At 33.7% G+C, this 19,605-nt stretch carries 21 protein-coding genes; 5 read left to right on the top strand and 16 right to left on the bottom strand.

Features of this window, described 5'->3' with window-relative positions; genetic code table 11:
* Positions 1–18: 18 nt before the first annotated feature.
* Complete coding sequence (gene ruvC / locus BB050_RS06100) at positions 19–573, bottom strand: crossover junction endodeoxyribonuclease RuvC (RefSeq protein ID WP_083219901.1); 555 nt, start codon at positions 571–573, stop codon at positions 19–21.
* Positions 574–675: 102 nt separating this feature from the next.
* Between ruvC and BB050_RS06095 the strand changes: the two genes are divergently transcribed.
* Together BB050_RS06095 and BB050_RS06090 are read left to right on the top strand one after the other, a co-directional pair.
* Positions 676–1,620, top strand: coding sequence for a lysylphosphatidylglycerol synthase transmembrane domain-containing protein (locus BB050_RS06095; protein WP_066032965.1), 945 nt, complete (start codon positions 676–678; stop codon positions 1,618–1,620).
* Positions 1,617–2,720, top strand: coding sequence for a glycosyltransferase family 2 protein (locus BB050_RS06090; RefSeq protein ID WP_066032964.1), 1,104 nt, complete (start codon positions 1,617–1,619; stop codon positions 2,718–2,720). The genes BB050_RS06095 and BB050_RS06090 overlap by 4 nt, the downstream gene beginning before the upstream one ends.
* A 109-nt stretch (positions 2,721–2,829) precedes the next feature.
* On the opposite strand, the gene BB050_RS06085 is transcribed toward BB050_RS06090, so the two are convergent.
* A complete protein-coding gene (locus tag BB050_RS06085; protein WP_066035107.1) occupies positions 2,830–3,315 on the bottom strand; it encodes a hypothetical protein in 486 nt (161 codons plus the stop codon).
* 153 nt (positions 3,316–3,468) lie between these two features.
* Here BB050_RS06085 and BB050_RS06080 point away from each other — a divergent pair, with 153 nt between their 5' ends.
* Both BB050_RS06080 and BB050_RS06075 read left to right on the top strand, forming a co-directional pair.
* A complete protein-coding gene (locus BB050_RS06080; protein WP_066032963.1) occupies positions 3,469–3,969 on the top strand; it encodes a DUF456 domain-containing protein in 501 nt (166 codons plus the stop codon).
* Positions 3,970–4,253: 284 nt separating this feature from the next.
* Complete coding sequence (locus tag BB050_RS06075) at positions 4,254–4,856, top strand: DUF937 domain-containing protein (protein WP_008466405.1); 603 nt, start codon at positions 4,254–4,256, stop codon at positions 4,854–4,856.
* A gap of 63 nt (positions 4,857–4,919) precedes the next feature.
* Here BB050_RS06075 and BB050_RS06070 read toward each other — a convergent pair whose 3' ends face one another.
* The 6 genes from BB050_RS06070 to BB050_RS06045 all read right to left on the bottom strand — a co-directional run bounded on the left by BB050_RS06070 (position 4,920) and on the right by BB050_RS06045 (position 10,160).
* Entirely contained in the window at positions 4,920–5,828 is a 909-nt protein-coding gene (locus BB050_RS06070; protein ID WP_008466407.1) for a pseudouridine synthase, read from the bottom strand.
* Between the two features lie 204 nt (positions 5,829–6,032).
* Positions 6,033–6,989, bottom strand: a complete 957-nt coding sequence (locus tag BB050_RS06065; RefSeq protein ID WP_008466409.1) for a geranylgeranylglycerol-phosphate geranylgeranyltransferase — start codon at positions 6,987–6,989, stop codon at positions 6,033–6,035.
* 59 nt (positions 6,990–7,048) lie between these two features.
* The gene (locus BB050_RS06060) at positions 7,049–7,639 is read right to left on the bottom strand and encodes a DUF502 domain-containing protein (protein WP_066032962.1); all 591 of its coding nucleotides are present in this window, start codon (positions 7,637–7,639) and stop codon (positions 7,049–7,051) included.
* A 65-nt stretch (positions 7,640–7,704) separates the two neighbouring features.
* Entirely contained in the window at positions 7,705–8,643 is a 939-nt protein-coding gene (locus BB050_RS06055; RefSeq protein WP_066032961.1) for a mevalonate kinase family protein, read from the bottom strand.
* A 30-nt stretch (positions 8,644–8,673) separates the two neighbouring features.
* Positions 8,674–9,024: a four helix bundle protein gene (locus BB050_RS06050; protein ID WP_066032960.1), complete on the bottom strand. Its 351-nt coding sequence runs from the start codon at positions 9,022–9,024 to the stop codon at positions 8,674–8,676.
* A 29-nt stretch (positions 9,025–9,053) separates the two neighbouring features.
* The gene (locus tag BB050_RS06045; protein WP_066032959.1) at positions 9,054–10,160 is read right to left on the bottom strand and encodes a diphosphomevalonate decarboxylase; all 1,107 of its coding nucleotides are present in this window, start codon (positions 10,158–10,160) and stop codon (positions 9,054–9,056) included.
* A gap of 252 nt (positions 10,161–10,412) precedes the next feature.
* Between BB050_RS06045 and BB050_RS06040 the strand changes: the two genes are divergently transcribed.
* A complete protein-coding gene (locus BB050_RS06040) occupies positions 10,413–10,889 on the top strand; it encodes a TspO/MBR family protein (RefSeq protein WP_008466421.1) in 477 nt (158 codons plus the stop codon).
* Positions 10,890–10,930: 41 nt separating this feature from the next.
* Here the strand turns inward: BB050_RS06040 and BB050_RS06035 are convergent, their stop codons facing one another.
* The 8 genes from BB050_RS06035 to BB050_RS06000 form a co-directional block, all read right to left on the bottom strand.
* Positions 10,931–11,662: a hypothetical protein gene (locus BB050_RS06035; RefSeq protein ID WP_066032958.1), complete on the bottom strand. Its 732-nt coding sequence runs from the start codon at positions 11,660–11,662 to the stop codon at positions 10,931–10,933.
* Between the two features lie 73 nt (positions 11,663–11,735).
* Positions 11,736–12,413: an MBL fold metallo-hydrolase gene (locus BB050_RS06030; protein ID WP_066032957.1), complete on the bottom strand. Its 678-nt coding sequence runs from the start codon at positions 12,411–12,413 to the stop codon at positions 11,736–11,738.
* 61 nt (positions 12,414–12,474) lie between these two features.
* Complete coding sequence (locus BB050_RS06025) at positions 12,475–13,047, bottom strand: Crp/Fnr family transcriptional regulator (protein ID WP_066032956.1); 573 nt, start codon at positions 13,045–13,047, stop codon at positions 12,475–12,477.
* Between the two features lie 4 nt (positions 13,048–13,051).
* Positions 13,052–13,699: an HAD family hydrolase gene (locus tag BB050_RS06020; protein ID WP_066032955.1), complete on the bottom strand. Its 648-nt coding sequence runs from the start codon at positions 13,697–13,699 to the stop codon at positions 13,052–13,054.
* A 4-nt stretch (positions 13,700–13,703) separates the two neighbouring features.
* On the bottom strand, positions 13,704–14,939 hold the full coding sequence (locus BB050_RS06015) for a BaiN/RdsA family NAD(P)/FAD-dependent oxidoreductase (RefSeq protein ID WP_066032954.1): 1,236 nt from the start codon (positions 14,937–14,939) through the stop codon (positions 13,704–13,706).
* 142 nt (positions 14,940–15,081) lie between these two features.
* Positions 15,082–15,759 (bottom strand): glycerophosphodiester phosphodiesterase, encoded by a 678-nt coding sequence (locus BB050_RS06010; protein ID WP_066032953.1) that lies wholly within the window; start codon positions 15,757–15,759, stop codon positions 15,082–15,084.
* Positions 15,760–15,874: 115 nt separating this feature from the next.
* A complete protein-coding gene (locus BB050_RS06005) occupies positions 15,875–17,536 on the bottom strand; it encodes an alpha-amylase family glycosyl hydrolase (RefSeq protein ID WP_066032952.1) in 1,662 nt (553 codons plus the stop codon).
* Positions 17,537–17,731: 195 nt separating this feature from the next.
* Positions 17,732–19,594 (bottom strand): glycoside hydrolase family 13 protein, encoded by a 1,863-nt coding sequence (locus BB050_RS06000; protein WP_066032951.1) that lies wholly within the window; start codon positions 19,592–19,594, stop codon positions 17,732–17,734.
* Between the last annotated feature and the right edge of the window lie 11 nt (positions 19,595–19,605).

Raw genomic sequence — 19,605 nt, 5'->3', positions numbered from 1 at the left:
TGTGACTGTGACTGAAAACTACTTTTTAATTCGATCTTCGTTTTGTTTCACAAAAGCGTCCCAACCCGAATAACTCTTTCCGGCTACGACTTTTCCTGAATTAAAATAATGACAAACTGCAGCCGCCAAACCGTCTGTAGAGTCAAGGTTTTTGGGTAATTCTTTTAAGCCTAAAAGCTGTTGGAGCATTTTGGCAACTTGTTCTTTACTTGCATTTCCGTTTCCGGTAATCGCCATTTTTATCTTTTTAGGCTCATACTCTGTAATAGGAATGCCTCTTGAAAGTCCCGCAGCCATGGCAACGCCTTGCGCGCGACCTAATTTCAGCATAGATTGCACGTTTTTTCCGAAAAAAGGTGCTTCAATCGCAATTTCGTCTGGGCAATGCGTCTCGATTAATTCGATGGTTCTTTCAAAAATGATTCTTAGTTTTTGGTAATGATTATCGTATTTGGAAAGTTGCAATTCGTTTAACTGCAGAAATTCCATTTTTTTATTTGTTACTTTAATCAATCCAAAACCCATAATTGTGGTTCCAGGGTCAATACCTAATATGATGCGTTCTTGTGTCAATTTTTTTTGTTTCAGGTTTGAAGTTTCAAGTTTTTTGAAAATCAAACAATTCATTTTCTCATTTTCAAATTGCCACATTTTCAAATTGATTACTTTTGCGGCATGATTTCAATTCCTCACAAAGCTAAGCAATTCCTAGTTCTTCTGGCCAAACTTTTGATTGTTGGCGGCGCATTTTATTTTATTTACAATCAACTGGCTAACAACGACAAATTAGATTGGCAGAAGTTTATTGTCTTGTTCAAGAAAAACCAGTCGGTTTTAGGGATTTCGTTTATTCTTCTTTTGAGTGTTTTGAATCGTTATTTTGAGATTTTAAAATGGCAGAATCTTGCGCAGGTTATTCATAAAATATCAGTTTACGAAGCCACAAAACAGGTTTTAGCGGCATTAACAGCTGGAATTTTTACGCCAAATGGAGTAGGTGAGTATGCTGGAAAAGCATTGTATTATGCAAAATCTGAAGCCAAGAGAGTTGTTTTTTTAAACCTGATTTGCAACGGAATCCAAATGATTCTAACCATCATTTTTGGAATTTTCGGATTATTATATTTTAACGCTGAATTTAATGTAATTACAACCAAAACAGTCCTGATTCTCTTTGGCGGATTTATGCTGATTTTGATTCTGTTATTCTCCATTAAAAAAATAAAAGTAAAAGGCTATTCGATTGAAAAGCTGGTTCATAAAATCAATGAAATTCCGAAATCGGTTCATCAAAAAAATATCTTTTTGGGAATCTGCCGCTATTTGGTTTTTTCGCATCAATATTACTTTTTGTTTTTAGGTTTTGATGTCGATCTTCCTTATTTGACTTTAATGGCAGCGATAACTTCGGTTTACTTTTTGGCTTCGTCTTTACCAACTTTTCAGTTTTTAGACTTTGCCGTAAAAGGAAGCGTTGCGATATATTTCTTCGGAATTTTGGGTGTAAACGAATGGATTGTAATTTTCATCAGCACTTTAATGTGGTTTTTGAATGTAGTATTGCCAGTAGTTTTAGGAAGTTATTTTGTGCTGAATTTTAAAACCAGAATAGCAGAATGACATTGATATTATTCAGCATATTAGCAATTTATATTGTTAGCATTTTTTTGCTGATTTATGGTTTTTTTAAAGTGAAGAAATATCAAAAAACAGATTTAAAACCGCAAACGAGTTTTACGATTATAGTTCCGTTTCGAAATGAAAAAGAAAATCTGCCAAATCTTTTAAACAGCATTTCGAACTTAAATTACCCAACAGATTTATTTGAAGTGATTTTGGTTGATGATTCTTCAAATGAAAAGTTTCAGGTTTCAAGTTTCAGGTTTCAAGTTTCGATAATCGATAATATTCGGATTTCAAATTCTCCAAAAAAAGACGCGATTACAACGGCAATGCAACATGTAAAAACCGATTGGGTTATTACCACAGATGCTGATTGCATTGTTCTGAAAAATTGGCTTTTGGCCTTTGATAATTACATTCAGGAGAACAAAGTTTCGATGTTAGCTGGTGCTGTAAGGTATCAATGTGAAAATTCTTTTTTAGATCATTTTCAGCAATTAGACTTGACAAGTTTGCAAGGTGCAACCATTGGAAGTTTCGGAATCAATAAAGGTTTTATGTGCAATGGAGCTAATTTTGCCTATACGAAATCATTATTCGAAAAACTGAATGGCTTTGGAGGAAACGAAAAAATCGCCAGCGGAGATGATGTTTTTTTACTGCAGAAAGCAATTGAAAAATTTCCAAAAGAAGTTCAGTATCTAAAAGCTGACGAAGCAATTGTCGTTACAAAACCAACCGAAAACTGGAAATCATTATTTTATCAAAGAGTGCGCTGGGCGGCCAAAACAACATCATATAAAAGCACTTTTGGTAAATTTCTCGGGTTGATTGTTTTTTTCGGAAATTTGAGTTTTGTTTTTGGATTTTTCTTTCTTCTTTTCGGAATTTGGTCTTATCCGATTTTTGTGCTTTTTGCTTTTTTTAAGTTTGCAATCGATTATGTTTTGCTTTCAATAACGAATCAATTTTTGACTAAAAACAGAATAAAAAGTCTTTTGTTGAGTAGTTTGTTGTATCCGTTTTTTAGCTCAACAATAGCCCTATATAGTTTGTTTGGCTCTTATGAATGGAAAGATCGTCAGTTTAAAAAATAATTTCTTTTGAAATAGAGTGCCTTAGCCCTGATGGGAGCGGCATCTTTTTGCTTTTTTCTTTAAAAAGCAAAAAATATAGCGGACAGCAGGAATCAGCTCCTTATAAAACTTATTTATCGTCTTTTGCTTTTAGAATAACAGGTAGAATAAATTGTGTTTTTACTGGAATACCACGTTTTATAGCCGGATTTACTTTTGGGAAATCGACTAAGCGAGCATGCAGAATGCTGTCGATTTTTATGGTGTCATACGCTACTGAATCTTTAGGAAACTGAGGTTCAAACTTCATGGTTGAATTTGGAAAGACAGTAACTTTCACTTCGATAGTATCCAATTCTGGATATAATATCGATAAAGTATCTACGTTTAGTTTTTCTTGGATAAGGTTTGACATAACTTCAAAAAAACATTGCTGACGAAGTTTTTTATCTGCAATTTTATCACAGTTAGGAACAGAAGGATATTCGTCAACTTCTTTCCAATTGATTGACTTTAGCTCTTTTTGAAGTAATTCTTTTTCAGACGGAACCTGCTTCTCAAAATATTGACAAGAATTGAAAAGAATACAAATAAAAAAAGGGAAAAACTGCCTCAAAGTTTTAAAATTGAATGAATGAACAAAAATACAATTTTTTTTGTGAAGCTTGCCTAGGTTCATGGCATCTTCATACTTTAAAGATACATATTTTAAGGTTTGTACGAAAAAAAATAAAGTAGTAATTTGTAAAAATAAATTGATAAAAATAATATGGATTTACTTTTAGTGCTGTTGGGGTTTATATGCGTAATAGTAGGTGTTTTTGGAAGTTTTCTCCCTGTGTTGCCTGGATTATCAAGCTGTTGGGTTGGGCTGTTGCTCCTGTATCTAACCAAGGCAGTAGAAAACAATTATTGGGTTCTTGGAATCACTTTTGTTTTGATGGTAACGATTACCATTTTAGATTATGTGATTCCATCTAAGGGAACCAAAAAGTTTGGAGGAAGTTCTTATGGAATCTGGGGAACCAATATTGGTTTGATTGTCGGGATTATAGCGCCAATTCCGTTTGGAGTCATCATTGGTCCGTTTGTAGGTGCGCTTATTGGCGAATTATTATTCGACTCTCAAAATCATAAACGTGCGCTAAAAGCGGCTACAGGTTCTGTTCTCGGATTCTTGGCTTCGAGTTTTGTGAACTTCTTTTTTTCAGTAATTTATCTCGGGATTTTTCTGACTATCCTTTGGCAAAATAGAGCGCTTATTTTCTAAATGGTAATTTTGACTTTAAGCTTTTTCTTATATTTTTGATTTTTTGAAAAAAACTCTTAAAATTTTAGAAATAATTTTTGTATCTTATAGGTTACGTCAAGCTTTATATTTGCTCATTTCCTCATTTTTTAGGGCTAAATGCTTGAAAATCGACCACCTAAATTTTTAACTTAATTTTTGGAAATGTTAAAATATTTTATATTTTTATCACGATAATCGATGAAAAGCCTCATTTTATCGGTTATTTTAAATAAGTATAAATAATCATTTTTTAAGTTATGAGTATGACCCCAAACCTACAAATTGAACTTAGACGCTTTATTTCTTCTAATGTTGTCTCCAAGTTAAACAAGTTTTATTTTGAAAATGATGCGCTTTTAATCAAAGGAATAGATGTCTCGATCGGCACAATTCTGATGGGACTCTACAACAAAGCAGAAGAATCTGATTTTTATTCCGAAATTGTCTCGCTAATCCAAGAAGATTCCACTTTTTACCAAGAAGTAGATTTTAATGCAGGCAGAATTTTATCAGTCGACGACTGCTACCGTTTAGAGGGAAATGTATTGCTGAAAGAGTTGTTTTCAAATAAAAAAGGCAGAATTTCAGAAATGGTTTCTAACGAAGTTGGCATAAAAAGCGAAACAGCCAGAGAAATACTAAACTTTTCAGCATTACTTGTAATGTCTTACTTAAGATATAATCTTCAATTAATTGAAAGTTTAAAACTCCTTTTAGAAGATCAAAAAAGAGATATTTTAAACAGCATTCCTCCCGGAATCAAAATCATCCTAGGTTTTTCAAATTACGAAACAGTAGAAGACAAAAACCAATCTATCGGAAGATCTATTTTTACCCTTTTCGGACATAATTTCTTTAGTTTTTAAAAATAAAAAATCCCATTTTCAAGAAGAAAACAGGATTCATTTATGATTTAATTTGAAAAACAATTACATGTTTTTCAAATTGATAATTTCTTGATCGGTCAAAAAGCGCCAATTTCCACGAGGAAGATTCTTTTTGGTCAGTCCGGCAAATGAAACACGGTCAATTCGTAATACATTATAATCAAACGATTCAAAAATAGCACGCACCACCTTTACGTTAGCAGTACGCAATTTAAGGCCAACTTCGCTTTTTGGCTCATTATCGATATAGCTTACTTCTTCAACAAAAACGCGGTGTCCGTCAAGAACAAGACCTTTGCTGATTTTTTCTAAGTCTTCAAATTTTAAGTTTTTGTCTAAAGAAACTTGGTAAATCTTAGACGATTTTTGATTTGGCAACGTAAATTTACGAATCATATCGGTGTCGTTAGTAAACAATAACAAACCAGTTGTATTCTTGTCCATTCTTCCGACAGGAGCAATTTTTGCATTTGTAGAACCACGAACTAGCTCTAGAACGTTACGATATTCCTGGCCTTCGTCAAGCGCAGTCGTAAAGTTTTTAGGCTTATTCAATAAGATATATTCTTTCTTTTCTGGAGTTAGAGTAACGCCGTCAAAATTTACAACATCATTTAATTTTACCAAATACCCCATTTCAGTAACCACCGTTCCGTTAACTTTTACATTTCCAGACTGAATGTAAATATCGGCATCACGACGAGAACAAATACCAGAATTAGAAATGTACTTGTTTAAGCGAATTTCATCTGAAGCTTTTTGTCTCTTAGCCGGCTGATTTTGTTTTCTGAATTTTTCAGCTGCTGCTTCTTGAGCTGCTTTTACTTCAGGTTTTACTTTTTTCGGTCCCTGCGCGCGTTTTGGTAAAGCAGGTTTTGGCTTGTTAGAGTTTGATCGTGAGCTGTTTGGTCTCGATCCGCCTCTTTTATTGTTGCCTTCCTTATTGTTCATAGAATCATTAATTTGTGCAAAGATAGTTTTTTCCTGCTAATAAATCCTAAGTTCAATGTTCTTAGATTAATAGCGCTGATTTTTTAATAAATTAGAAGCGTGATAATTGGCTTCGTTTAAACATTTTGAATATTTTGCAAAGATTCATAAAGTTGGACACAAAGTCTCGCAGAAAAATCTTTGTGTATCTCCGTGGAATATAGCTTAATAATTAGAAATCAATTCCTTTCCATGCCATAAAACACTAGGATTAATCAGTATAATGCAGAAAACGCCAGAAACAATCAGGAATTTTAAAACATTATGGAGCCTTAGAAATTGTTCTTTAGAATTGGATTGCCATAAATAAATCAGGAAGAAAAGCAGGACACCAAAACATATATAAAAATAGATATCCATATAACCCACATCATGTATGTTGACCAAAACATAAACTGGCACAATGGTTAAAAAAGTCAAAGCCGTAATGATTTGTTTTGAAATTTTTTCGCCATACAAAACAGGAATGGTTCTATAATCGGTTACTAAATCGCCTTTCAGATTTTCAAGATCTTTTATCATTTCGCGAATCAATAAAAGTAAAAACAAGAAAACCGCATGAGCAGAGATCACGACAAAATGACTCATATGATTTTCGATTTCTTCAAACGAAATTTTATTGTAGAAGTACAGCAAAATGGCAAAAAATGGAGTGACAGCCAGTAATGCCGACATTAGATTTCCGATAATTGGGTACTTTTTAATTTTATGCGAATAAAACCAAATCATGAAAATATACGCGGAAAAGAATAAAAAAGCGCGCCACGAAACAATAGAAGCCATTAAAACTGCTAAGAAATTCAAGCTGAAATAAACATTCAGTTTTGTTTTCTGGCTTACCAAACGATCTAGCATAGACTTGTTGGGTCTGTTTATTAAGTCTTTCTGGCTGTCGTAAAAATTGTTGATAATATAGCCTGAAGCAATTGTGATAGCCGAAGCAAAAACAATTAGAAACAAATAAAAATCCAACAGAATATCTAGTGCTCTAATTTCTGGCGCCAATATAAAAATTGCCGATAAATATTGTGCTAAAACGATTATTGGAATGTTATAACCTCTCACCACAGAGAACAAACTAACAATTTTCATTATTAAAAGTTTATTTTGTCTGCTCAGCATTTCTTATAGGTTATAGTTTTTATAGTGGTAATTTAAGGCTATTATTTTTTCTAGAGGAATTAAAGCTTGTTTTTTAATAAAACTTTAGAACCGAATCCTAATTTTCTAATGCAGGCCAAAGCTTGTTTTTGAGAAATATCAACATCTGTTATGTCTTTCTTTTCAACAAAAACTACAGATCCACTCCATGGATTTGGCGCATCTGGAATAAAAACGGCAAATTTGTTTTCGTTTATCTCTTCAATTAAAAAAGCAAATTGCAATCCAGCATCTGTTGGTACCAAAATGACTTTTAAATCATCCTTAGATTCAAGTCCCATAATGTTTTCATTCATGTTTTTCATAAATGAATATCCAGGAACAAAGCTCAGAATGCCATCTTCTAATTTCTGAATCAAATTTTTTGCTTTGGCAGTTTTCGCCAATAAACCCGCAACAAAACAAATAAGGATTATGATTATTATTCCAGCAAGTTCTTGAAGAGCAATTCCTAAAACATGTATTCTAGGAAGGTGTTCTGCCAGCGGAAGCGTGATTTTTTGAATAATGCCATAACCTTTTTCTAGAATAACGAGCAGTACAACCAATGGTGCCAAAAAGAGAATTCCTCCTAAAAAAGTTGCTTTAATTATTTTAAAAATACTTTTCATAATAAATAACTTTTTAGGATGAAAACTTATGGGAATTTACTCAAATAATTTCTGGGTTTAAAGCGTTAAAATTGGTAAACAACTTCTAATTTATAGTCTTTTAAAGCTGCTTTTGCACGTTCTAAATCTTTAGTAAATCCAAGGATATAACCGCCGCCTCCAGAACCGCAAAGTTTTAGATAATAATCATTAGAGTCAATTCCGTGTTGCCAGATTCCATGAAACTGTTCCGGAATCATTGGTTTAAAATGATTTAGAACAACTTTAGAAAGCTTTTTGGTATTGGTAAACAAAGATTTCATATCGCCATGCAAGAAGTTTTCTACGCAGGCATCTGTATATTTCACAAACTGATTTTTAAGCATCGCACGGAAACCTTTATCTTTTAAATTTTCCATAAAAATGCTAACCATTGGAGCAGTTTCTCCAACAATTCCTGAATCTAACAAAAATACAGCACCTTTTCCGTCAAAACTTTGGGTTGGAATTCCAGTTGCTTCAATATTGTCTTTTGAATTAATCAGGATTGGAATGCTCAAATAGCTGTTTAGAGGATCTAAACCAGAACTTTTTCCGTGAAAAAAGCTTTCCATTTGAGAGAATATATTTTTTAAGTGCAATAATTTTTCGCGAGTCAGATTCTCTAGAACAGTGATTTTGTTTGTAGCATATTTGTCATAAATAGCCGCAACAAGCGCGCCGCTGCTTCCAACACCATATCCTTGAGGAATACTAGAATCGAAATACATTCCAGTTTCAACATCATTTTTTAAAGTTTCTAAATCAAATGTAACCAATTCTGGCTGTTGTGTATGCAGCACTTCAAGATAAGCCGCAAAACTTCTTAAACTTCTGTTAGAAGCAATAGCTTCTTCTGTAGGTTCTTCGCTTTTTTTCAAAGCGCCATTATAAAAATTATAAGGAATAGAAAGTCCTTTAGAGTCGCGGATAATTCCGTATTCTCCAAAGAGTAATATTTTTGAGTAAAATAAAGGTCCTTTCATAATTGAAAATGGATAATTAACAATTGATAATTATATACTTTTTGAAGTTTTTACAATGCTTGTTAACAATCGTAATAACTCTGTTATTTTAGGTTTAATATTTTGAAAATCCATCTCAGACAGAAATTTCGTTTCATGTAGCAAATCTAGCCAATATTCCGTTTCGTTTGCTTCTTTTAATGAAATTGATAATTTATGAATGAAATCAGCTCTGCTTTGAGCATGTTCAGCTTCTCTAATATTTGCTCCAATTGATGTTCCTGATCGCAACATTTGTTTAGATAAAACAAACTCTTTCTTTTCAGCCAAAACTTTATAAAGATTAACCACTTCAATTGCAAAAGCAAAAGATTTTTCTTTAATAACGTTTTTTTTCTCCATAAATTTAATCAATTATTAATTAACAACTATCAATTGTTAATTAATAATGCACCGCTTCCAATTTTGTCGCAAATGTATTGACTATTCTGACAAAATACAACTAATTCGTCTTGAATAAATTCGAGTACTTTCGTTGCAACGTTTTCAGGATAAAGTACATGCACATTTGCTCCAGCATCAAGCGTAAAACATACTGGAATTTGGGTTTCATTTCTAAATTTCCAAATCGCATTTATGATGTGAAGCGTGTTTGGTTTCATCAAAATAAAATAAGGCATTGAAGTCATCATCATAGCATGTAAAGTCAGTGCTTCACTTTCTACAACTTTAATGAATTCGTCTAAATTTCCACTTTCAAAAATGGCGATTAATTTATCCAGGTTTTCATGTGCTTGAGCAAAACGTCTTTCTGCATACGGATGATTGTGCATTAAATCGTGTCCCACCGTACTCGAAACTTGTTTTTCGCCTTTGTCAACCAATAAAATAGTATCTTGATAATTCTTGAAATTCTCGTGAATTGTGTACGGAAATTCAACACCAAACAAGTCAGTGCTTCCTTTGATATTGGCCTGATTTCCCCAAACTACAACATTTCCTTTTACACTTCTACAAGCACTTCCTGAACCTAAACGAGCCAAAAATGAAGCTTTTTGATAGAAGTAATCATCAGTCATTTCTGGATTCAGTAATTTTTCCAGACTCATAAAATTCATCGCTAATGCAGCCATTCCAGAAGCTGAAGAAGCAATTCCTGAACTGTGCGGAAATGTATTCTGAGTATCAATCGTAAAATGATAATCCTTTAAAAATGGCAGATAAACCTCAACTCTTTCCAAAAACTTCTGAATCTTAGGTTTGAAATCTTCTTTTGGTTTTCCCTCAAAAAGCAAATCAAAAGAAAAACCATTTGCTCCGCTCGGTGGAGTCGAAGCGCCTTTTTTAGAAAAAGCCAATTTCGTAATTGTTTTACAGTTGTTAAGCGTAAAACTTACCGAAGGATTTGCTGGAATCTGGTTCTCTTTTTTCCCCCAGTATTTTACTAAGGCAATGTTGCTTGGAGCGCTCCATTCAAAGTTCCCGTTTTCGATTGTTGAAGTATATTTATTTGGAATAAAATCAGCTGCTGTTAACATGAATTATAAAATTTTGGCAAAGATAACTTTTTCATTTTTCAACATGTAAGTTATTTAAGAAATTATAAGCATGGTTTACTAAAAATGAACTTTGACATGATTGTCATCCCGAGCGGAGTCTAAGGCTTATGAATTGGAAAGGGCTTCGACTCCGCTCAGCCTAACACAGAATTAAATCCTTCAAATGAACTTATTATAACTTATATGGTTTAAATTTTCTTTTGCCTATTTTTGAATTCAAAATTTGATGTCATGAATAAGTTTGTAAAAATCGCTATAGCTTTAGTAATTTGTTTAACAGTAGGATATTCTGCCAGTTTAGTAACAAGACCCAGTATTGAAACTTGGTATGTCATGCTAGAAAAACCAGTTTTTAATCCGCCGAATTGGATTTTTATGCCGGTTTGGACAGTACTATATATTTTAATGGCTGTTGCGGCAGCGTTGGTTTGGGATAGAATAAAAGAAAATACCGAGGAAGTTAAAAAAGCTCTGCTTTTCTTCATTATTCAATTGATTTTAAACTCAATTTGGTCTTATTTATTCTTCGGATTAAAGAACCCGATGTTAGCTTTAATTGAAATTGTGCTTTTATGGCTGATGATTTACGAAACGTATTTGAAATTCATCAAAATCAATAAAACTGCTGGTTATTTATTGATTCCATATTTAGCTTGGGTTGGGTTTGCAACAGTTTTAAATGCCAGTATTTGGTGGTTGAATAAATAAGTTTTGTTTTAAGTTTCAAGTTTTCTTTGTTTCAAGTTAGGCTACTTCAGTTTCTTAAATTCTTCATTTTTGGTAAACAAAAAATCCATTGTATACAGTAAATTTTTCTTTTTTAGAATAATTTCCGATTGCGGATCGGCTGTACAAAAGTCTAGGAAAAGAGCTTTTTCATCGGGATTTAATTTTAAGTCTTTTGTGAAAAAGTCCAACGGGCAAGTTGATTCTACGAATGTTTTGAAATCCAATTCAGGGGTTTTCTTTTTAGGTTTTTCTTTTTCCTTTTTAAATAATCTAATAAGTCCTTCTCCCATTGCGATAAAATTCATTCCGTTTGTAATGGTGCCATCGTAAACGCCGGTATATTTACTTAAATTATTGGAAGCTTTTATTGATGCAATCGAATCTGAAACTTCTGCAGCTGGACCTACGTGGGGGAATTTTATAGTTGTGATTAAGACCTCATCCAATTCTTCAGGTTTCAGAATCATATTTACCACAATATTGTTCTGGTCTATATTTTCTTGAGAAATTTTAAGCCTTTTAAAAAAATAATCTTTAGAGAAAAACAACAGACTGTCTTTTGGACGAACCAGAATCGAAAATTCACCAAGTTCATTTGTTCTTGTACTGGTTTGAGCTGTTTTATTAATTACTTCTACTTTATTAAGCGGAATGTTTTGTGAAAGAACTTTCCCAGTTAATAGTTTTTCGGATTGAGAAAAAGTGAGTTGATAGGTGAAAAAAGAAATTGTGGTAAGTAATTTTACTCTCATATAGGATTAATTAGTTGAGAGTAAAATTATTAGAATAGTCTTAATGAAAACTTACAGAATCTGTAAATTCTTGTTAATAAGCAATGTTGCTTTTTTGGATGAATTTTTCAAGTTCACCGTTATTAAACAAAATAGGACCATGGCCAAAACACAATATTTTGGGTTTTAAAGATGCAAGTTTTAATATTGATTTTCTATTGGTTTCCTTATCAGCGGTAAATAAATGTGGAGGTTCGTGCAATCCGACTTTTGTAGTGAGCAGATTCATATTGGTCATGGCATCGCCAACAATCAAAACGCTGTCTTTCTCCCTAAAAAATGAGATATGACCGCTGGAATGTCCAGGAGTTTCAATAACTGTAAATCCGCCAATTTGATCACCTTCTTTTAAAGTTTCAGAAACAGGAGTTCCTTTACCCGCCCAGAAGTTTTTCTGAAATTTTGAAAAAATATGATTCGGATTTGGGTATTCTGTAAATACATTACCGCTTTCAGCAAACTCTTTTTCTGGTCCACTGCATAAAAGAGGGATTTTCAAGGTTTCGCAGATTATTTTACTGCTTCCCTGATGGTCGGCGTGGGCGTGTGTTAATGCGTGTTTGGCAACGGTTTTGTCTTTAATTGCTTTAAAAATTTTATTTGCAGAAGTTCTGATTCCTGCGTCAATTAAAACATCTTCAATCAAATAACAATTAATGGCATTTCTTGGAAATAGGGGAATTTGATAAACGTCTTTGGCAATATTCTTCATCTTTTTCAATTTTTATTTTGGCAAAGATTCGAATTCCGTTTTTCAACTCACTTGATAAATGTTAAGAAATATCCTGACGGATTCTGCTCAGCGATTCTGGTGTAATTCCGAGAAAAGAGGCGATATAAATTAAAGGTGTTCGCTGGATTATTTTGGCTGGAGCCGAAGCTAAAAAAGTCTGGTATTTTTCTTTGGCAGGAATCATTTGAAGTTTTAAAACTCTGTCTGCCATACAAAGGTAATTTTGTTCAGCAAGAATTCTTCCGACACGTTCCCAATTTGGAATTTCGTTATACAAAAACTGCATTTTTTCAAAAGTGATCGAAAGCACTTTGCAGTCTTCAATGCATTGAATATTCTCAAAAGAAACAGATTGATTTATAAAACTTGAATACGAAGCAATAAAGCCGTCGTCACAGCTTAAGTAAGTCGTGATTTCTTTTCCATCCTTAAGATAATAAACTCGCGCCAATCCTTCAATAATAAAGAAAATCTTGTTGCTGATTTTTCCCATTAACGAAAGGTATTCTTTAGCATTGAATTTTTCATACTCAAAACACGAATCTATCGTTTCGATTTCTTTTTCAGAAAACGAAGCAATTGATAGTATTTGTTTTTTTAAAGAAGGATTCATGATTTTATAAAATAGCAATCAGTTCCGAAGCAGTATTAATAACCGTTTTTGCACCGCTGGCTTTCAATTCTTCTTCGGTTCTGTAACCCCAGGTAACACCAACAGGAAACATATTAGCGTTTACTGCGGTTTTCATATCAATATCAGAATCGCCAACAAAAAGTATTTCTTCTGGTTTTAAATTCCATTTTTTGCTGATCTCAATCGCTTCAAACGGATTTGGTTTTTTAAGTTCTTCTGTGCTTAAACCAACAGCTGTGTCAAATTGTTCAGGAAATAATTCATGAGCAATTTTTTTAGTTAACTCATCGGCTTTATTAGAGAAAACAGCCATTTTAATGTTCTGTGAAGTCAGTTTTTCAAGTAGTTCTACAATTCCGTCATACGGTTTTGTTTTGAGTGTACAGATTTTAGTATATTCATCAACCATACATTCAAAACAACTTTCAATTTCATCATCAGAGCTGTTTGCAGCTGGCAGAGCTTTGCTTACCAGATTTCGTAAACCACTTCCGATGAAATATTGATAAGTGTCATAACTATGTGTAGGATAATTTAGAGCGGTAAGCACTTTATTCATAGCATCTGAAATGTCATGTAATGAATTGACTAAAGTTCCGTCTAAATCAAAAATAATTCCTTTAAATTTCATTCTATTAAATATTTTGAGCCAAAATAAACCCGCTCGTCCAGGCATTTTGAAAATTAAATCCGCCGGTAATAGCATCGATATTGACAATTTCCCCAGCAAAATAAAGGTTTTCATGAATTTTGCTTTCCATGGTTTTGAAATTGATTTCTTTTAAATCGATTCCACCTGCGGTTACAAATTCTTCCTTGAAAGTGCTTTTTCCGTTGACTTTAAATTCGGCTTTTGTGAGTTGTGAAGCCAAATTCTGCAATTGATTTTTAGATAAATCTGCCCATTTCGTTTGCTTCGCCTGTTCGCTATTGCTCGAGTCAGAATCAATTCCCGAAGCCAAAACCAAACTTTCCCATAAACGATTCGGAAAGTCAAAAGGTGATTTTTTAGAAACGGCTTTTTTAGCGTGTTCCTGTTTTAAATCTTTTAGGATTTTTTCAGCATCTTCAAAATCGACATCATTTAGCCAATTCACAAAAATCGTAAACTGATAATTTTTATCATGCAGGATTCGCGCGCCCCAAGCTGAAAGTTTCAGGATTGCTGGACCGCTCATTCCCCAATGCGTAATTAACAAAGGCCCAGTAGATTCTAGTTTAGTATCTTTTACTTTTACCGAAACTTGTGCTGCAACTCCCGGTAATTCTTTAATTCGTGAATCTTTGATATTAAAAGTAAATAGGGAAGGAACAGGACTTACAATGGCATGACCATGTTCCTGAAGCATTTCCCAGATTTTAGGATTGCTTCCTGTTGCCATTACTAATTTTTCAGCAGCATAATTGTCAGTTTGTGTATCAATTTTCCAATGATTTTCTTTTTTGAAAATCGACTGAACGCTTTGACCTGTCAAAACTTTTATACCTAGTTTTTCGGTTGCTTTTAGGAAACAATCTATAATCGTTTGTGACGAATTAGAGACAGGAAACATTCTTCCGTCTTCTTCGATTTTCAATTCTACGCCATGTTTTTCAAACCATTCGATTGTATCGCCGGAACAAAACTGATGGAAAGGCCCGCGAAGTTCTTTTTCTCCACGAGGATAAAACTTCACTAATTCGTTGGGTTCGAAACAAGCGTGCGTTACATTGCATCGTCCGCCTCCGGAAACGCGAACTTTAGAAAGCACTTCTTTTCCTCTTTCTAAAATAGCGATTTTCAGTTTTGGGTTTTTCTCAGCAATATTAATCGCAGAAAAAAAACCGGCAGCGCCCCCGCCAACGATGATTATGTCGAAATTTTTGATCATATTATTTTTTGGTTGCCTCGAATTACACGAATTGGCACTAATTTTTTTAGCTAGATTTTCACAAATTTAAATGCAATAATTAATTTGTGAAAATTTGTGCAATTTGTGGCAAAAAAAATTTTAATCTGTGCTATTTTTAAACTTATATTTTGTCTGGATTATCAGAGATAATTCCGTTTACTTGATAACTTTTTACTTTTTGAATGTCTTCTTCTGAGTTTACTGTCCAAGGTAAAACTAGAAAACCTTTTTCCTGAATTTGATGAACATTTTCTTCATTCAATAAATTAAAATCAGGATGAATGGCTTTTGCTTTTATTTTTTCGGCGAAAGCTAAAGCAGTATCTATGTTTTCTTCTGTTAAAACACCAATTGAGATATTCGGATTTAGTTTTGATGTTTCTTCTAGCATGTTCCAATCAAAACTTGAAATAATAAAATGCTCGTATTTCCAGTCCTTTTCTGAAATATATTCCTCTATTAAGCTGACAACTTTAGGAGCAGTTTCTAAACCTTTTAATTCGATATTGATGAAACATTTTTTATTTACTAAGTCGAAAACCTCGTTTAAAGTTGGAATCTGATATTTTCCATCAATCAAAAATGATTTTAATTCTGCTAAAGTAAAATCATTGACTAAACCTTTTCCGTTAGTGGTTCTATCAATGGTTTCGTCGTGAATTACAATTAAATATCCATCTGAACTCAAATGAACATCGAGTTCAATTCCGTCTGAATTTAGGTCTAATGCTTTTTGAAAAGCTTGTAAAGTATTTTCAGGTTCGTAGGCTTTGGCGCCTCTGTGAGCTATTTTTAGCATTCTACAGTTTTTTTCTTAACCGCAAAGGTCGCAAAGTTTTACGCAAGGTTCGCAAAGTTTTTTATAATCTTTGCGAACCTTGCGATTTTCCCTTGCGACCTTTGCGGTTAAACCTTTAGATCAGTTCGAGTAAAACAATATCAAAATCATTATCTATAATCACTTTTCCATCAATTACTTCAACTTCTTGATTCGAGTAAGTGTCTTTTAGTTTTGTTCCGTTTGGGAAAATATCACCAACAGGAAGTTCTTTTCTACCTTTTGGTAAATCTACTCCCATAACTACTTTATCTGTAAAAGAACCTTTTGTAAACGTTCGCGAAAAAGTATAAGGATATGGATTAATTAGTTTATGAACGCCCGCACCAACAGCAGGATGATTTCGTCTAAACTGCCCTAATTTTTGCCAGTGTAAAAGTGTTTTCTGAATTTCAGGATTGTTCTGAATATCATCCCAATTCATATTTGAACGTAAGGTTGCATCGCCCTGAGTGCCTTCAATAACTAAAGATCTAGCCGATTCATCTCCGTAATAAACCTGAGACATTCCTGGAGAAAGCAGTAATTTATTGGCAGTTTCAATGCTTTTTGTGCGGTTGGCATCAAAAGGCTGTCCGTCGTCATGAGAAGACATATAATTAAGGACAGAATATCCTTTTAAATCATTATTTAATGCATTCGAATATTTAGAAAATAAACCTTCGTAATCGTTTTGAGCTGCATTCCATTTAAACTCAAAATTGATTAGACTATTGAAACCATTCTGAAAATAATTGACTTTTCGATCTCCAAAATCATAATCCTGTCCGCCACTAATTCCGTAACCGTAAACTTCGGCAATCGTATAAAATGGGTTTTGATCTAGAACTTGTAAAGGATGGTGTTTTTTCCAAGTTTCAAAAGCGTAATCGCATTCCTTTTTGAAATCGGCCCAAACGCCTTCTTCTGTATGTTTTACAGTATCGGCGCGGTAACCGTCAATTCCGAATTCCAGAATATAATCGGTCAACCATTTTATAATGTAATATTTTGGACTTCTTGGATAGCCTGTTCTTTTAAAAAATGCATCTAATGAAGCAATTTCTTTTTCATAACGCCCTTCTTTTTTCCATTTTTCGATTAAGAAAGGAGGAAGTTGGACTTCTTGTGTACTTTCTGTTCTAACATCTGGAAGATTTTCAACTAAAGTACACATCGTAGTATTTTCGAAAGATTTGTAATCGCATACCACACCAGTTCTAACCCAATCAGAAGGCCAAACGGGATCTTCTGGAGTTACAGGTCCTGTATGATTGATCACGCCATCCAAAATTATTCTGATTCCTTTTTCGTGTGCTTTTTTTACCAGTTTTGCCAAATCTTCTTTTGTTCCAAAGTTTGGATCTAGAGCTGTCCAGTCTTTTGCCCAATAACCGTGAAAGCCATAACTCAATCCAGTTCCTTCATCAACGCCATCGTGGATTTGCTCAACAATCGGCGTAAGCCAAATGGCATTGATTCCTAGTTTTTCAAAATAACCTGATTCGATTTTTTTAGTGATTCCGATGATGTCACCGCCTTCAAATCCGCGTAGTTTTCCAGGAGTTTTGGTTCGGTTAAAATTGACATCGTTGGAAGTGTCTCCGTTGTAAAAACGATCTGTAAGTAAAAAATAAACATTTGCTCCTTCCCAAACGAAAGGTGTTTTCGAAGTAGTATTCATTGTAACTGATTTTGAGCCAGAACAACCCGTAATTATGAATACTAAAGATAAAAAAAGGAAAGTGTATTTTTTCATTATTTTAGAATATTTTAGGATGGATTGCGTTGAAAAAAATAGCCACGAATTCACGAATTTTATTCTCAAAGATTGTCAAAAGTAATTCGTGAATTTGTGGCGGAAAAATAGTTTCTCGCAGATCTCGCAGATTCGGCAGATTTTCTTTTTTAATTATCTGCTCAATCTGCAAAATCTGCGAGAGAAAAAATATCGTTATTCCAATTCTAAAACCAAGGCCGATTTTGGTTCTAAAGTGATTTCAGTAGCTAAATCAAATGTTTTACCTGTGATAACATCTTTACCTGTTTTATAGTTTTTGATGCTTTCTTTGAAACGATTTGTTTTTACAACTTGCTCTTTTGCATTGTTATTGAAAACTACCATAACCGTTTTTTTATCAGTATATCTGAAATATACATAAGTATTGTTTTCTGGAATGTAATGTGTCATTTTACCGAAATGAACGGCTTCGTTTGTTTTTCTCCAGTTGAATAATTTTGAAGAGAAATCAAAGAAAGCAGTTTGTTGAGCAGTTCTTCCTGCTGCTGTGAAAGCATTGTTTTTGTCGCCAGCCCATCCGCCTGGAAAATCCTGACGGATATCGGCATCTCCGCCTTTACCTTTATCACCGCCCATTCCAATTTCTGAACCGTAATAGATTTGCGGAATTCCACGAACGGTTGCCAATAAAGTCATAGCTAGTTTGTATTTTGGCAAATCATATTTGAACTTTTCGTTCATACGGTCTGTATCGTGATTTTCGGCAAAAACCAAAATGTTATTCGTGTTTGGATATAGAAAATCCATTGCAAAATTGTTGTAGAATTTAATCAATCCGCTGTCCCAGTTTGGTTCATCTTCACTGAAAGCAGAAGTGATTTGGCTTTGAAGCGTAAAATCCATTACACTTGGAAGGTTTGAATTGTAGTTTTCAATTGCACCAATTTTACTGTCTTTCTGCCAAAAAGCTAAATTCGCCTGATTGTGCATCCAGATTTCACCCACAATATTAAAGTTTGGATATTCATCTGTAATAGACTTTGCCCAATTTGCCATTGCCGTTTTATCTGAGTAATTATAAGTATCTACTCTGAATCCGTCAAGATTTGCAAACTCAATCCACCAAATAGCGTTTTGCGTTAAGTATTTTGCTACTAACGGATTTCTAAGATTTAAATCAGGCATTGAAGGAACGAACCATCCATCAATACAAACTTCCTGATCGATTTTTGAAGCATGAATATCGGTTATTACTTCACGTCTGTGGTGAGTTTGTGTGTAGTTTTCAAATTGATTAAGCCATGATTTTGTTGGTAAATCTTTCACCATCCAATGCGTAATTCCCCAATGATTGGTAACATAATCCATAACCAGTTTCATGTTCTTTTTGTGCATTTCTGCCGATAAACGAGCGTAATCGTCATTGGTTCCGTAACGTGGATCTATTTTATAAACATCCGACTGCCCGTAAGTGTGATACGAATGCTGTTTGTCGTTGTCTTCGCATAAAGGCGTGCTCCAAATTGTTGTTGCACCAAGAGAAGAAATATAATCTAAGTTTTTGATGATTCCTTCGATATCTCCACCGTGGCGTCCGCTTGGATCTTGACGGTTTGCTTTTTCAGTTAAAGAAGTATCGCTGTCGTTTTTAGGATTTCCGTTAGCGAAACGATCAGGCATGATTAGGTAAATCAAATCAGATGCATCGTAGCTTTTTCTATCGGCCGAATTGGCTCTTCTTTCTTTTAGCGTATATTTCTGAGTAAAAGCTACTTTGTTTTTGTTTTTGAAAGAAAAAGTTAATTCAGAAGCTTTTATGTCTTTCGTATCGATGGTTACGAAAAGATAGTTTGGGTTTTCTGTTTTCTCTACATTTTTAATCACAACATTATTTGAAACCGAAGCTTCATATTGAGCAATGTTTTTTCCGTAGAACATAATCTGCAGTTCCGAATTTTTCATTCCTGCATACCAAAACGGAGGTTCTACTTTTTGGATTTGTGCTTTCGCGGAAGCGGAAAACAACAAAACCATTAAGACTAATTTATAGATAAATGATGTTTTTTGGGTTTTCATAGTAATAAGAA

The sequence above is a fragment of the Flavobacterium anhuiense genome, assembly GCF_001705175.1.
Lineage (GTDB): Bacteria > Bacteroidota > Bacteroidia > Flavobacteriales > Flavobacteriaceae > Flavobacterium > Flavobacterium anhuiense.
The sequence above is the reverse complement of the archived record's forward strand: the minus strand, read 5'-3'. Positions and strand labels throughout refer to the sequence as shown.